This is a genomic window from Sphingobium sp. LSP13-1-1.1 (assembly GCF_040676415.1).
GTDB lineage: Bacteria > Pseudomonadota > Alphaproteobacteria > Sphingomonadales > Sphingomonadaceae > Sphingobium.
This window is the reverse complement of sequence record NZ_JBEGHU010000045.1, coordinates 112,405-126,734: the sequence shown is the minus strand read 5'-3', so window position 1 is coordinate 126,734 and position 14,330 is coordinate 112,405. Positions and strand designations below refer to the sequence as shown.

The 14,330-nt window shown below is 63.0% G+C and carries 12 protein-coding genes; 5 read left to right on the top strand and 7 right to left on the bottom strand.

Going from position 1 to position 14,330, the window contains the following annotated elements:
• Positions 1–18 precede the first annotated feature (18 nt).
• The 4 genes from MRBLSP13_RS17870 to MRBLSP13_RS17855 all read left to right on the top strand — a co-directional run bounded on the left by MRBLSP13_RS17870 (position 19) and on the right by MRBLSP13_RS17855 (position 6,580).
• Positions 19–1,251, top strand: coding sequence for a glycoside hydrolase family 43 protein (locus MRBLSP13_RS17870; protein ID WP_363755892.1), 1,233 nt, complete (start codon positions 19–21; stop codon positions 1,249–1,251).
• Positions 1,252–1,349: 98 nt separating this feature from the next.
• On the top strand, positions 1,350–3,974 hold the full coding sequence (locus tag MRBLSP13_RS17865) for a glycoside hydrolase family 3 C-terminal domain-containing protein (RefSeq protein ID WP_363755890.1): 2,625 nt from the start codon (positions 1,350–1,352) through the stop codon (positions 3,972–3,974).
• Positions 3,975–4,014: 40 nt separating this feature from the next.
• Entirely contained in the window at positions 4,015–5,583 is a 1,569-nt protein-coding gene (locus MRBLSP13_RS17860; protein WP_363737336.1) for an alpha-N-arabinofuranosidase, read from the top strand.
• Between the two features lie 25 nt (positions 5,584–5,608).
• Positions 5,609–6,580 (top strand): alpha/beta hydrolase, encoded by a 972-nt coding sequence (locus MRBLSP13_RS17855; RefSeq protein WP_363737337.1) that lies wholly within the window; start codon positions 5,609–5,611, stop codon positions 6,578–6,580.
• Positions 6,581–6,656: 76 nt separating this feature from the next.
• Here the strand turns inward: MRBLSP13_RS17855 and MRBLSP13_RS17850 are convergent, their stop codons facing one another.
• Positions 6,657–8,048: a sugar transferase gene (locus MRBLSP13_RS17850; RefSeq protein WP_414714728.1), complete on the bottom strand. Its 1,392-nt coding sequence runs from the start codon at positions 8,046–8,048 to the stop codon at positions 6,657–6,659.
• Between the two features lie 277 nt (positions 8,049–8,325).
• Here MRBLSP13_RS17850 and MRBLSP13_RS17845 point away from each other — a divergent pair, with 277 nt between their 5' ends.
• On the top strand, positions 8,326–8,727 hold the full coding sequence (locus tag MRBLSP13_RS17845; protein WP_363737338.1) for a hypothetical protein: 402 nt from the start codon (positions 8,326–8,328) through the stop codon (positions 8,725–8,727).
• On the opposite strand, the gene MRBLSP13_RS17840 is transcribed toward MRBLSP13_RS17845, so the two are convergent.
• The 6 genes from MRBLSP13_RS17840 to MRBLSP13_RS17815 form a co-directional block, all read right to left on the bottom strand.
• Entirely contained in the window at positions 8,724–8,876 is a 153-nt protein-coding gene (locus MRBLSP13_RS17840) for a hypothetical protein (protein WP_363755888.1), read from the bottom strand. The two genes, MRBLSP13_RS17845 and MRBLSP13_RS17840, sit on opposite strands and share 4 nt — an antisense overlap.
• An 89-nt stretch (positions 8,877–8,965) precedes the next feature.
• Complete coding sequence (locus MRBLSP13_RS17835) at positions 8,966–9,592, bottom strand: response regulator transcription factor (protein ID WP_363737340.1); 627 nt, start codon at positions 9,590–9,592, stop codon at positions 8,966–8,968.
• Positions 9,579–11,513 (bottom strand): PAS domain S-box protein, encoded by a 1,935-nt coding sequence (locus MRBLSP13_RS17830; protein WP_363737341.1) that lies wholly within the window; start codon positions 11,511–11,513, stop codon positions 9,579–9,581. The genes MRBLSP13_RS17835 and MRBLSP13_RS17830 overlap by 14 nt, the downstream gene beginning before the upstream one ends.
• A 260-nt stretch (positions 11,514–11,773) precedes the next feature.
• Positions 11,774–13,234: a lipopolysaccharide biosynthesis protein gene (locus tag MRBLSP13_RS17825; RefSeq protein ID WP_363737342.1), complete on the bottom strand. Its 1,461-nt coding sequence runs from the start codon at positions 13,232–13,234 to the stop codon at positions 11,774–11,776.
• Between the two features lie 10 nt (positions 13,235–13,244).
• Positions 13,245–13,802 carry an acyltransferase gene (locus MRBLSP13_RS17820; RefSeq protein WP_363737343.1) on the bottom strand — a complete coding sequence of 186 codons (558 nt, stop codon included), beginning with the start codon at positions 13,800–13,802 and terminating at the stop codon, positions 13,245–13,247.
• Complete coding sequence (locus MRBLSP13_RS17815; RefSeq protein ID WP_363737344.1) at positions 13,799–14,329, bottom strand: acyltransferase; 531 nt, start codon at positions 14,327–14,329, stop codon at positions 13,799–13,801. Before MRBLSP13_RS17815 ends, MRBLSP13_RS17820 begins: the two co-directional genes overlap by 4 nt.
• Position 14,330 lies beyond the last annotated feature (1 nt).

The following is a 14,330-nucleotide window of genomic DNA, read 5'->3' as shown; positions in this document are numbered from 1 at the left end:
ATAACGGAGAGGATCAGCATGCCCAAGATGTTGCGCGCAGCAGAGCGATTTCCAGCCGATCGGGCCTGGTCGCAGGTCAGGACATTTGCGCAGGCCGCGAATCGGGAGCGGCAATCTGGTTCAAGAAGATCGAAACCTGCCCTGGAAGTGCTGCCGCTCGCCGTCCTCTTGCTCACCGCCGGGTGCCAGCAGTCGCAGCCGGCGAACGAAGCCCAGCCAAAGACTGAGGCGAAGCGCGACGCGTCCGAATATCTGTCCCAGCCTCTCGTCAAGGACATCTACACCGCCGATCCATCTGCCCATGTGTGGAACGGGAAGATCTATGTCTATCCCAGCCACGACATTGACGGGCCGACGCCGGAGGATGACCTGGGCAGCCATTTCGAGATGCGCGACTATCGCATCCTGTCGATGGACAAGATCGGCGGCCCCGTGACCGTCGGTCCCGTGGCGCTGGACGTCAAGGACGTGCCCTGGGCCGACAAGCAGATGTGGGCGCCGGACGCGGCGTACAGGAACGGCACCTATTATCTCTACTTCCCGGCCAAGGACAAGGCAGGCGCCTTCCGCATCGGCGTCGCCACTGCCAAGAACCCGATGGGCCCGTTCAAGGCGCGGCCGCAGCCGATCAAGGGCAGCTATTCGATCGATCCCGCCGTCTTCACGGACGATGACGGTTCGAGCTACATCTATTTCGGCGGCATCTGGGGCGGGCAGCTTCAGCGCAATGTCGGCGGCACATATGATCCGGACGGTTCGAAGACCGACCTGGGCCAGGACAACAAGCCCGCGCTGGCGCCACGCGTCGCGAAACTGACCGGCGACATGCTGGAATTCAGCGAAGCGCCCCGCGCGATCCGGATCCTGGACGACAAGGGCAAGCCGCTGCTGGGCGGCGACCATGACCGCCGCTTCTTCGAGGCGTCGTGGATGCACAAATATAAGGGCAAATATTATTTCAGCTATTCGACCGGCGACACCCATTATCTGGTCTATGCCGTCGGCGATTCCCCTTATGGCCCCTTCACCTACAAGGGCCGTATCCTGGACCCGGTGGAAGGCTGGACCACCCATCATTCCATCGTCGAATGGAACGGGAAATGGTGGCTGTTCTACGCCGACAGCCAGTTGTCGGGCCAGACCCGCCTGCGCAACGTGAAGGTGACCGAACTGCATTATAACCCCGACGGCACGATCCGGACGATCAATCCCTTCGTCGCCAAGGGCGCGAAGGGCGCCGCCGCCCAATGAGCGCGCCGGGCGCGGGGGAAGTGCCATCCCCCGCGCCCACCTGTTTGACTGAAAGCGAAGGGCGATGCCGAAAACGGCGCGCTCATGGGGAAATGATCATGAAGACCGCACTCGCCCTTTGCGCGGCCGGCGCCTTATTGTGCCTTGCCACATCCCCTATGGCCCATGCCCAGGCCAGCGACATTCGGGCGGAGGCCGACAGCAAGGCGCGGGCGATTGTCGACAAGCTGACGCTGGACGAGAAGGTCGCGCAGCTTCTGAACGTCGCGCCTGCCGTTCCGCGGCTCGGCATACCCGCCTATAACTGGTGGACCGAATCCCTGCACGGGGCGATCGGTGCGGTGCCCACCACCAATTTCCCGGAGCCGATTGGCCTCGCCGCTACCTTCGACGCGCCGCTGATCCATCAGGTCGCCTCCACCATCGGGACAGAGGTCCGCGCGCTGCACACTTTAGGGCGGCAGACCGGACATCTCGGACGGATCGGCACCGGCCTCGACAGCTGGTCGCCCAACATCAACATCTTCCGCGATCCGCGCTGGGGCCGGGGTCAGGAAACCTATGGCGAAGATCCCTATCTGACAGCGCGGATCGGCGTCGCCTTTATCCAGGGCATGCAGGGGGACAATCCGGACCTGCCGCTCGTGGTCGCGACGCCCAAGCATTTCGCGGTCCATAGCGGCCCGGAACCCAGCCGCCACACCGACAATATCTTCGCCACGCCGCACGATCTGGAGGATACATATCTGCCCGCCTTCCGCGCCGCCATTGTCGAGGGCAAGGCCGGGTCAATCATGTGCGCGTACAACCGCGTCGACGGGCAACCGGCCTGCGGCAGCCATATGCTGCTTCAGGATTATCTGCGCGGCGCCTGGGGCTTCAACGGCTATGTCGTGTCCGACTGCGACGCCGTGGTCGATATTTACGAGCATCACAAATATGCGCCCGACGCCGCCACCGGCGTCGCCGTTGCCCTGCGATACGGGGTCGACAGCGAATGCAACAACGCGACGCTGGGCGGGCGCACCGACCTGGGCGATCGATACAAGGAATCGCTGGCGCGGGGCCATATCGGCATGGCCGACATCGACACCGCCCTCGTCCGGCTCTTTTCCGCGCGATACCGCAATGGCGACCTGCCGGGCCTGTCATCCCGTCAGCCCGACGCGACCCCGCCGAGCGCCATCGGCACGCCCGATCACCAGGCGCTGGCGCTGCGCGCGGCGGAAAAGAGCATCGTGCTGCTCAAGAATAACGGCGTCCTGCCGTTCAAGCCCGGCACGAAGATCGCGCTGGCCGGACCTTTGGCGGATGCGACCCGCGTGCTGCGCGGCAATTATTCCTCCGCCCGCAGCGCGCCGCCCATTTCCGTTGCCGAAGGCCTGAAGCAGGTCATGGGCGGGGGTGCCGTGACCGTGATCCCCTTCAGCCCGTCCATCACCGACGGCGACCTCGTTCCGGGCACCGCGCTGCTGACGCCGGCTGGCAAGCCGGGCATCAAGGCCGAATATTTCAACGCCACGGGCAAGGACCAGTTTGCAACCCGTCCGGTGCTGACGCGGACCGAGACCAGCATCGTGTCGCGGGCGAGCGAGTTCAGGCAGGTATCGGAAAAGCATCGGGTCCGCTGGAGCGGCTATCTGGTTGCGCCCGAAACCGGCGTTTATCGGCTGGCCCTGACCGGCGTGAAGGGCGACGTTTCGCTGAACAGCAGAGCCGTCGTCTCGGCCAGCGAATATTCGCGCTGGGCAGAACCGCTCAAGCTGGTCGACGTGCGGATGACCAGGGGCGAGCGCTACGCCATCCACCTGCAGGGAGAGAGCGGCGTCGCCGCCAGCCCGGCCATCTTCTGGAAGCGCGTCACTGACGATGTTGACCGTGACCTGACCAACGGCGCGAAGGACGCGGACGTCGTGGTCGCGGTGGTCGGTCTGACCTCCGACCTGGAGGGCGAGGAAATGCCCATCAAGGTCGATGGTTTCGACGGCGGCGACAAGACGACGCTGGACCTGCCCGCCGACCAGCGCGCCTTTCTGGAAAAGGCCAAGGCGCTGGGCAAGCCGCTGGTCATCGTCGCCATGAACGGCAGCGCCATCGACCTGTCCTGGGCGAAGGACAATGCCGCCGCCATCGTCGAGGCCTGGTATCCGGGCCAGTCGGGCGGGCTGGCGATAGGCAATGTCCTGTCGGGCAGGGTTGATCCGGGCGGCCGGCTGCCTGTCACCTTCTACAGAAGCGTGAACGACCTTCCGCCCTTTGGCGACTATGGGATGGAGGGACGCACCTATCGCTATTTCAGGGGGAAGCCCGTCTATCCCTTCGGCCACGGCCTCAGCTACACCAGCTTCCGCTACGCGCTGCTGGCGGTCGAACCGGTGAACGGTTCGGTCGAGAATGGACTGCATGTGCGCGCCGCCATTACGAACACGGGCGCGCGGGCCGGCGACGACGTGGCGCAGCTCTACATCACGCCGCCCCGCTTCGAGGGCGCGCCGCGCCTTGCCCTGCGGGGCTTCCAGCGCGTGACGCTGAAGCCCGGCGAGACCAGGAATGTCGAATTCACCTTGAGCCCCCGGGATCTCAGCTTCGTCACCATCGCGGGCGAGCGCGGCCTGATACCGGGCGACTATGGCCTGAGCGTCGGCAGCGGCCAGCCGGACGAGGGCGTGCAGGGCCAACAGGCCCGCTACACCATCACCAAAATGATCCCCCTGCCCAAATAGGTTTCACCCATTCCGCCGCCAATTTCCCAAGAGGACGACCATGATCAAGACCCTGCGCCGCAAGACTGCCGCGTTGCTCCTGTGTGCCAGCGCATTGGCAGCGACGACCGCCAGCGCCGATACCAACGGCAAGCCGACCACCGCCACCGTCCATGCCGACCGGCCCGGTCCGGTCTATGACCGCCGCATCTTCACGCAATTTGCCGAACATCTGGGGCATGGCATCTATGGCGGCCTGTGGGTGGGCAATGATCGGTCGATCCCCAATACCAACGGCTTCCGCAATGACGTGGTGGCCGCGCTGCGCAACCTTTCCGTCCCGGTGATCCGCTGGCCGGGCGGCTGCTTCGCGGACGAATATCACTGGCGGGAAGGCATCGGCCCCAGGGCAAAGCGCCCGATCAAGGTCAACACCAATTGGGGCGGCGTGACCGAGCCCAATAGCGTGGGCACGCATGAATATTTCGAGTTGCTGCGGCAAGTGGGCGCGGAAGCCTATATTTCCGGCAATGTCGGCAACGGCACACCGCAGGAAATGGCGGAGTGGGTCGAATATATCACCGCGCCCGCCGGCAGCCTGGCCGATGAGCGCGCGAAGAATGGACATAAGGAACCCTGGGCGCTGCCCGCCTTCGGCATCGGCAACGAGCTTTGGGGATGCGGCGGCAATATGCGTGCCGAATATGCCGCCGACGTGACGAAGCGCTATTCGACCTTCCTGAAGGTTCCCGCTGGCAAGACGCTGGTGCGGATCGCGTCGGGCGCGAATGGCGGCGACTATAACTGGACCGAAGTGATGATGCGCGATGCCGCCAAGCAACTGGATGCGCTCTCCCTCCATTATTACACGCTGCCGCAGGGTGGCTGGCCGCCCAAGGCCGACCCGGTCAATTTCGACGAGACCGCATGGGCCGACACGCTGGCCGCCACCTGGAAGATGGACGAGCTTATCACCGGCCACAGCAGGGTGATGGACAAATATGATCCGCAGAAGCGCATCTTCCTGACGGTGGACGAATGGGGCACCTGGTATGCGCCCGATCCCGGTACCAATCCCGGCTTCCTGCGACAGCAGAACACGCTGCGCGACGCGCTGGTCGCCTCGGTCAACCTGGACATATTCGCCAGGCATGCCGACCGGGTGCGGATGACGGCCATCGCCCAGATGGTGAACGTGCTCCAGGCGATGATCCTGACCGAGGGCAGGAAGATGGTGCTGACGCCCACCTATCATGTCTTCGAGATGTACAAGCCCTGGCAGGACGCGACGGTGCTGCCGATCGACATCGACACGCCCTGGTACAACAAGGACAGGTTCGTCATGCCGGCAGTCAGCGGATCGGCGGTGCGGGCGCGGGACGGCAAGGTGCATGTCGCCCTGTCCAACCTCGACCCCAACCAGGCCAACACGGTGACGGTGAAGCTGGACGGGCTGAACGCCGCGAACGTCTCAGGCCGCGTCCTGACCGCCCCGGCGATCAATTCGCACAACAGCTTCGACGCGCCGGAGGTGGTGAAGCCCGCGGCCTTTGCAGGTGCGCAGATCAGCGGCGGCGCGCTGACGGTGACGTTGCCGCCCAAGTCGGTGGTTGTGCTGGATCTGCAATGAGAATGGATGATCAGAGGAGGATGACATGATGCTTCTATCTGCCGGCGACGCATTGCGGCGCCCCTTCCGTTTCCCGGCGGCATGCGCCCTCGCCATCGGCATCGCCGCATGCGCCCTTGCTGCTCCGTCACCGGGGCAGGCACAGGACGACAGGATGACGCCTATTGCCGCCCCTGCCCAGCCCGACGCGATCGAACTGGGCACCGGCGCGCTTCCCGGCGCCACGGCAAAGGAAAGCTGGCACCGCCAATATGGCAGCCGCTTTGCGCGCAATGTCACGGTGGCGACATTGACGCCCTTCCTTCCCGATCCGGCCAAGGCGTCGGGCGCAGCTGTAGTCGTGGCGCCCGGCGGCGGCTTCCGCACGCTTTCCATGGACAATGAGGGCTATGACGTCGCGCGAGCGCTGGCCGCCAGGGGCGTTGCGGCTTTCGTCCTCAAATATCGGCTGCGCCAGACACCGGCCGACATGGCTGGTTTCGAACGGTCGATGCAGGAAATGTTCTCCGGCGCGGCCAGGACGCCGCTGCCCGCTCCCACCTCCGCGGCGACCGACCTTGCTCCGCAACTGGCGGATTCCACGGCGGCCTTTCGCCTGATCCGCGCCCGCGCGTCGCAGTGGCATGTCGATCCTGACCGGATCGGCATGATCGGCTTTTCCGCCGGGGCGATGCTGACCATGGCGACGACGCTGTCGACCACGGAGGCGAAACCCGCCTTCATCGGCAACATCTACGGCCCGCTGGGCAGCATGACCGTGCCCCAGGACGCGCCGCCGATGTTCGCGGCCATCGCCGCCGACGATCCGCTGTTCGGCAATCGCGACTTCAAGCTGATCGACGACTGGCGTGCAGCACGTCGCCCCGTGGAATTCCACCTGTACGAAAAGGGCGGCCACGGCTTCGGCATGTATCCGAAGGCGACCACCAGCACCGGCTGGTTCGATGCCTTCGTGCGGTGGATCGACATGCACGGAATGCTCAAGCGGACGCGGTAAAATTGGGATGGAGGGGTTGATCTCATGCGGCCGGATTGCCCCTTTTCCTATCCTGAAATGACTTCTTGCAAAGGGATCAGAAAGCGTTTCTGTGCATCAGAATCTGGATGGTGCCGAAAAGGATCACGATGTCGCGCATCAGGCTCCAGCCATTCATATATTCAAGGTCGGCTTCAACCCGCCGTAAAATATCCGCCCGGGTTTCCGTTGCACCCCTGAATCCGCGAATCTGCGCGAGACCAGTGATTCCGGGTTTCAACGCATGCCGCTTCCAATATTGGTGGTCGATGCGCCAGAACAATATGTCCTCCGCAGTAGATCCAATGGCATGAGGTCTTGGCCCGACAAGACTCATCTCCCCCAGAAGGACATTGATGAGCTGCGGCAATTCATCGATGCTGGTCCGGCGAATGATCCGGCCGACCCGCGTGGTCCTGTCGTCAGTGCGACTGGCCGACCGGACGCCGTCCAGGTCGCATCGCTCCGCCTTCATGCTGCGGAACTTCAGGATGCTGAACAAGGTGTTGCCCCGCCCGATCCGCTGCTGGCGGAAAAAGACCGGACCGGGCGAATCCAGCTTGATCGCAATGGCGACGGCAATCATCAGCGGCAACAATCCGATCAGCAAGGGCACCGTGACGATCAGGTCCAACAGTCGCTTCGTCGCCCGGTTCGCCAGGTTCAACGGCCCGCGCGCGACTACCAATGTAGCCATGTCCTGCCAGCGCCCGACCGTCAGCGGCGCCATGGATTCGACTTCGGGAGAAATGATCTCGCCCAATATATTTCCGCCCTTCAGCATCTGCGCCCAGACCACACGCCGATCAGCTGGACAGGCGACGACCACCCGATCGTGATCACGCAGCAGCATACCCAGTCTGTGCAGCATATAGGGGTCGTCCAGATCAGCGCGAAGGCCGATGGCCTGCGCATCGATCAATGCCAACCGGCCCGGATCCTCGGGGATCGGGCAATCGTCCACGATCAACAACTCGGCAAACAGCCGATCCCCGAAATGACGTTCGATAAGACGGCTCAGCAGCAGCCGTTGCGCAAGCAGCAGCCCGCCCGCACAGCTCAGCCCGGCCAGCACTGCGGTGCGTGAGAAGGTCGAGGCGGATTTCACCGCGAACAGCAGGAGGAAGAAGATCAGCACCATGCCGGCGAAGGCCCTTCCGGCATTGCGGCAATTGGTCGTCGCGTTGGTAAGGCTGCGGGGGTCATAGGCCTGATTGTGGAAGGCGATGATGAGATAGGCCATGAGCAGCGCCGCGACAGAAGCGCCGCTATCGCGAAGCCCGACATCCAAGGGCGCAAGCGCCAGTCCAACGCTCAGTCCGCATGTCAACGCCACCATGTCCCACAGGGCAAGTGCAAGGCAAAGCCCGATCCGCACCGCGCGATGCGCCGTGGCAGGACCCCGTCCGCCGGCTGGACGGGTCGCCATCGCCAGGTCAATTCTCGACATGCACACCTCATTTTGCGCGCTCGGAGGGCTCTCCGCGCCATGGCACGCATTCGATCGAAACGCAGTTGTCGCAGAATATCCGTTCCTGCAACCGATCCTTGCCCCCTCCAAATCAGACATATTATCGCTTTACGTACAATCCGGAAGAATACAGAGGGGTTGACGGGTCGTCCCGATATCCATCGGTGCGTATTCCTGCGTAGATGACAGGTGATTACTTTCATCTATATTTTGTCTGAAAACAGCTTCGCGACGCATCCCGAAGAGCTGCGATTGGATGATGGAGCAGGATGGCAATGATTATCGCGATGGCAGTCCTCTCCGGGATATGGGTTCATGGTTCCTGCAATCTGTGGCGATTGCAGAACAAGTCGCGGAACATTGTGAAGGTTGGATGGCGCGATCGGCTCTTCGCGATCATATGGTTGCCGGTATCGCTTTATCTTCTGGTCATTTCGCTGCCCTATCTCACCTGGGATCTGATCAGGCGAAAGCGGAGAGGACGTTCATGGCGCCGGTCGGCTCACGCCAAACGGGCCTCGCTGCGGCTGGTGAAATCGTCTGTCCAGCTGGACGGAAAAAGCAGGCAAACCAGCCTGCCGCATGCCCCCAATGGCGGATCGCAATTGCAGGTCGTCAGGAACGGGGCAGCGCCCGACGATGCCCTGTTCACGATTAGATTGCCAGCAGGACGACCGCGCTGAACTTCCAGAACAAGAAGGAAAAGGCATCGTCGCGCCATGGAACGGAGGACGAAGGCTCGGCATCCAGGCGCGACAGAGCGGTTCGACCGAAAACATTGCCGGTCGAACCGCTCTTATGACTCATTCATCCGAAGTGGCGGCCGAACGCGATGCATTTTCAAGAAACTGCCTCTTCAGCGCAGAAAACCTACAGGTCGCAAATCGCCAGTCTTCTCAACAATCCAACTGCCCGCCGATCCCTGCGGCAAAGGCCACGCGCAACGCATCGGACAGGCTTCGCGTCTCCAGTTTGGACATCAGATTGGCGCGATGTATTTCCACGGTACGTGGGCTGATCCCCAATTGCAGCGCGATATGCTTGTTAGGCAGGCCCATGGTCAGGCCCGACAGCACGTCGCGCTCCCGGGGCGTGAGCTTTTCCACCATGGCCCCGGCGCGTATCGCCCGCTGACGACGCGCACCGCTATCCTGGAACAGCGTCCAGCAATTTTCCACCGCGCGCAGCAGCGTTTCCCGCTCGAACGGCTTCACCAGGAAATCGACCGCGCCCATCTTCATCGCGGTCACGGTGGAGGCAATGTCACCGTGGCCGGTCAGCATGATGATTGGGAAATAGAGCTCCGCCTCGTTCAGACGCCGCTGCACCTCTATCCCGTCCATTTCCGGCATACGCAGATCCATGATCACGCAACCCGTCGGCTCATTCGCGGCCGCAGCCAGAAAATGCGTGCCGCGCTGCCAGGTACGGACCGTATAGCCCTCCAGCTCCAGCAGGAAGGCCGTTGCGGCGCGAACGGAATCTTCGTCATCCACGATGTGGATCAGCTTAGTGACTTCCAATGGCGTTTCCCTTCTTGCGTCTGAGACTGAAACCGAAGCAGCTTCCCGTGGCGCTCGGTTCCAGCCAGATCCGTCCGCCATGGGCTTCGACAATGGTGCGGCAGATGGACAGGCCGACGCCGGTACCCTCTTCCTTGCTGCTGACGAAGGCATCGAAAATCCGGTCCTTGATCGCGGGTGGAATGCCCGAGCCTGTGTCGGAAACGAGAAAATGCGTAGTGAGGTCATCTGCCGCCGCGACCCGCACGGTCAGTCGCCGTTCCGGCTCGTCGCGCATGGCGTCGATGGCGTTCCGGCAGAGATTGCCGATCACCTGCTGAATCTGGATCGGATCGGCAAATATCGACCCGGTGTCCGGCGCGACCTCCATTTCCACGGTGATGTCCGCCGCCGCGGCCATGGCCGCAATCAGCGCCAGGCTGCTGCGCACCACATCTTGCGCATCATGAATTTCCAACAGCGCCTCGCCGTCGCTGGCGAAATCCCGCAGGCGGCGCATGATCGCGCCGGCCCGCACCGCCTCTTGCGCGGCAGAGCGGAAGATACGGTTCAGCTTCGGCCGGTCGGCCTCCTGCCCGCGCATCAGCAGGATCGAACTGCCCTCCATATAGGCGGCGAGCGCGGTCAGCGGCTGGTTCAGTTCATGCGCCAGCATCGATGCCATCGCACCCATTGCGCTGTAGCGGGTACCGTGCAGCATCTCGGTCTGGAGCAGTTCCAGCCGCGCCTTGGTCGCCTCCGGTTCGGTCAGGTCGCGGATGAAGGCAGTATAGTGCGTCTCATGCGCGCCCTCCATCTTCACGAAGCTCATCTCGATAGGAAAGTTGGAGCCATTGCGGCGGCGACCGATCAGCCTGCGTGGATAGGATAGCGGGGTATCGCTCTCGACATGGAGAGGCTCTTCGCGAACCTCTCGCGGCGGCTGCGCCCCGGTCAGGAGAAGATCGAATTCTCCGCCTTCCAGTTCGCGCAGACCATAGCCGAACATGCGACAGGCGGTGCTGTTCATATAATCGATTCGCCCCGAAATATCGACGACGAACACCGCATCGGGGGCCGTTTCCAGAATGGAGCGCAGTTCCGCTTCCCGTTCCTGCAGGGCGACTTCCTGCGCCCTTTCCGCCGTCACGTCGCGTACCAGCTTGGCGAAACCCTGGAGCCGACCCTTGCCGTCCCGCAGCGCCGTCACCACGCAATTCTGCATGAAGGCACTACGGTCGTTCCTGATGAAATAGCAGTCGAATTCGCAACTCCCATGCTCCTTGGCAAGGGCGAAGGCTTCGGCCATATTGTCCCCCATGCCGGGAAGCTGTGAGTAGAGCAGCGATACGGGGCGATTCATGATGTCGCGGCTGTCCCAACCGGTGAAGCGTTGGGCGCCCCTGTTCCAGTGGACGACCCGCCCCTCCACATCGGTCATATAGAGGGCATAGTTGACCGATCCGTCAGTCAACAGCTTCAACTGCTCGGTCAGCCGGTTGACATAGGCGCCTTGCCGCTCCGCCCGCGCGCGCCAGAAGGTGGATTTAAACGCCACCCCATTGGCCGCCACCATGACCAGCAGGAAAGCCAGGCCGTCCTCGCCGCTTCCGCCCCTGATCTGCACGTCGACAATGGCGTAGATGACCGTCAGCAGGCCGGTAGTAGTGACAGCGGCCGGGCCAATTCCCATCAGGGTTGCGACGGAAATCACGATCAGGGTCAGGATCGCATAGTCCTCGGCAGCCAGCGACGCGACCCCGTCGCGGAAAATCCAGGAGGAGGCGAGAAAGACGATGATCAGCGAGGCAATATATTTGCCAAGGCCGCTCCAACGCACTTCGACAATCCACGCGGCAGGGGTGAACCGCTGCGACGCATTACGCATGAGTGCCAGCGAGAAACGCCGCTGAAGACGCTCATCGGCGCCGGTTGCAAGCATAGTCTTTCACTCCGCGCTTATAGCCCAGAACTATTTCTTGCGACCTCGGTTTACCGTATTTATTGGACCCGGCCGGGATCGGCCCGGCTCAGCTCATGCATCATCCCATACGCCAGCCCCTTTAAGGGAAATAGCTTAAGGGAAATTGCTGCGTTGCAATGGTCGTAACAGCATGATCGGGGATTGCCTAGTAGGTATTGCTACGGAATTTTACATCTTTACGGCAACAAAATCGCCCAAGAGCAATATGCTAGCATAGGTTACACTGTTCCGTACCGCCCCTTGGCGAACATCAACAGCTGAACCAGAGCGTTTCGCCCGAGCAACAAAAGGGCCATGCCATAGGTCAGCGCTCCGATGAGGATAGTGAGGGTCAGGACTTCCGCCGGCGCCATCTCGACAAGAAAAGGCCGCGCGCCCAATACGCATCCCGCCATGGCTGCGGACGCGAACAAGCCCGGCCGAACGGCCTTCCAATAGTCCTTCCAGCTGATCGGCAGCAACAGGATCACGCCCAGGACGGAGAGCGGATAAAGCAACCAGGCGCGGAGCGTGAAGGCGGCTGCGATCGCGCCCGGCCCCTGATCCGCCGCCGCCAGGAAGAGGGTGCAGTTCACCACGGCATAGAGGGCGGCCAACCACGTCTGCCATTGTGGCTTACCAAGGGCAAGCATAAGCGATTGATTATAAATGCCGATTGCCTGGAGCGCGCCAAAGAAGCTGAGACATTGCATCACCGGCACCGCTCCTGCCCAGCGCGGCCCGAAGAAGAGATGGATGAAGGAATCGGCCACCAGCGCCATGCCGACGAAGGCCGGGGTGGTGATCAGCGATGTCGCGGAGACGAGCTTGAGGAAGGCCGCAGCCAATCGCGGCGGATCATGCTTGAGCTGCGAGAAGGCCGGGAAGGCGATCCGGGAGAGAGCCCGCGCCAGCAGCAGATTGGCCGCCAGCAGCGCGCGCTTGCCGACCGTATAGACGCCCGTCGCCGCCGCACCCAAGACAACGCCCACGATCAGCACGTCGGAGTTGGAATTGAAGAAATTGGCGATGCCCGTCAGCGTCACATGGCGGCTGTAAAAGAAGATTTCCTGCCCCTTCTTCCGAACGAAGCGAAAGCGCGGCCGCCGGGAACACCCCGCCCAGAGGATCGCAGTGCCGACCAGAGCGGTCGCCATATTCTGCATCACGAGCGCCGTCAGCCCATAGCCCGCCATGGCCATCGGAATGCCAATCAGCGCGCCCGCCAAGGTCGACAGGGTGGATCGCACCGCCAGCGGTCGCATCATCAACGCCCGGGTCAGCCAGGCTTGGGGCACGACGTTCAGCGCGGAGAGAAAATTGGCGATGCTGAGCCAGTGCAGCACCCACGCCAGTCCCGGCTGCTCCAGCGTCCGCTCCACAACACCCGCGCAGGCGAGGGTGAGCAGCAGCATCAGCGCGCCGATCGTGAAGGCGATCCAGAAGGCGGTATCGTCCAGATCGGGATCGTCGCGCCCCGCGCTGACCATCGGGGCGCTTATGCCCGACAGCAAGGTCATCTGGAAGAACTGCCCCGCCAGCAGCGCCATGGCGACCACACCCAGCGCGGCGGCGTCGACATAGCGGGCTACCATCATGAACCCCAGAAACTGAATCGCCTGAACGCCCCAGCTTTCGACCAGCGACCAGGCCATGCCCGATCGGATTTTTCCGGCTATGCCGCCAGTGGTTGGGGACATGATGCTTCCCTTATCGCCTTATGAAATCGTCGCCCGCGCGGACATGCTTGACGAAACCCGCTGGATTGCCGCGCCAGAGCTGGCGGGCGGGAACATCCTCGAACACCACTGCACCTGCAGCTATCACGCTGTGATCGCCAATCGACACGCCCGGCAGGATCGTGGCGTGGCGCCCGATCCAGACGTTGCGGCCGATGTGGATCGGCCGGGGCCGTGCGGCATGCCCCTCATGGACCGCATGGAAGCTGGTGTCGAACAGGCTGGCATGGTCCCCGATCCGGCTGAAGGCGCCGATCTCCACGCTGGCGGCGCTGAAGATGGTGACGCCACTGTTGAGCGACACCTGATCGCCCAGGACGATCCGGCCGCTGCCAACGGCCTTCAGCCTGATGCGGGCGGGCTCGTTGCGCAAGCGCACGGCCTCACCCAGAACAAGTTGCCCAGCGAGATAGGGCACGCCACCCCGCACCCGCAGAGCACGGCCCCCTTTGCCGCCTGTCACCCGCAGACGCCAGCGGGTCCATCGCGCATAGAGGTCGTCGAGCCGGGCGGTGACGAAGAGCCTCATCGGCGCATGAACACCAGCTTGGCGGGATTGCCCGACATGACCGACATGGCGGGCACCCGGCCCGACACCACCGCGTTCGGCGCTATGATCGCGCCATCCTCTATCTGGCTATTGTCCAGGATCACCGCGCCCGCGCCGATCCAGACATTGTTGCCGATGCGGGTCGGGCCAGCCGACTGCACTCCCTGTTCGCGGATCGGCAGGTCGGCGCGGTCATAACGGTAATTGACGCCGATAATCGATACGTTGGGACTGATCAGGCAGTCGTTGCCGATGACGATGCCATGGCTGTGCCCGGCGATGAACACGCCGCAGCCTATGTCGGTCCGTTCACCCACCCTCACCGGCCCTTCGCTCGCCTTGATCTTCACGAAGGAACTGATCTGCGACTTGCGACCGATCTTCAGCAGCCTGCTCCATTCCAGTTCCGCGCGCGGGCTGACGATCGCGCGCCCGACGAACAGATGGTAGAGGCTGTGCACGAAGCCTGGAATGGCGAAACGGCGTATGGCGACACCCAGGCGCATG

Excerpts from the sequence above, each read along its gene's own strand:
- MRBLSP13_RS17870 (WP_363755892.1), top strand. The coding sequence starts at position 19 with ATGCCCAAGATGTTGCGCGCAGCAGAGCGATTTCCAGCCGATCGGGCC.
- MRBLSP13_RS17840 (WP_363755888.1), bottom strand. The coding sequence starts at position 8,876 with ATGAGTCATAAGAGCGGTTCGACCGGCAATGTTTTCGGTCGAACCGCT.
- MRBLSP13_RS17825 (WP_363737342.1), bottom strand. The coding sequence starts at position 13,234 with ATGTCCCCAACCACTGGCGGCATAGCCGGAAAAATCCGATCGGGCATG.
- MRBLSP13_RS17865 (WP_363755890.1), top strand. The coding sequence starts at position 1,350 with ATGAAGACCGCACTCGCCCTTTGCGCGGCCGGCGCCTTATTGTGCCTT.
- MRBLSP13_RS17815 (WP_363737344.1), bottom strand. The coding sequence starts at position 14,329 with ATGCGCCTGGGTGTCGCCATACGCCGTTTCGCCATTCCAGGCTTCGTG.
- MRBLSP13_RS17845 (WP_363737338.1), top strand. The coding sequence starts at position 8,326 with ATGATGGAGCAGGATGGCAATGATTATCGCGATGGCAGTCCTCTCCGG.
- MRBLSP13_RS17850 (WP_414714728.1), bottom strand. The coding sequence starts at position 8,048 with ATGTCGAGAATTGACCTGGCGATGGCGACCCGTCCAGCCGGCGGACGG.
- MRBLSP13_RS17820 (WP_363737343.1), bottom strand. The coding sequence starts at position 13,802 with ATGAGGCTCTTCGTCACCGCCCGGCTCGACGACCTCTATGCGCGATGG.
- MRBLSP13_RS17830 (WP_363737341.1), bottom strand. The coding sequence starts at position 11,513 with ATGCTTGCAACCGGCGCCGATGAGCGTCTTCAGCGGCGTTTCTCGCTG.
- MRBLSP13_RS17860 (WP_363737336.1), top strand. The coding sequence starts at position 4,015 with ATGATCAAGACCCTGCGCCGCAAGACTGCCGCGTTGCTCCTGTGTGCC.
- MRBLSP13_RS17855 (WP_363737337.1), top strand. The coding sequence starts at position 5,609 with ATGATGCTTCTATCTGCCGGCGACGCATTGCGGCGCCCCTTCCGTTTC.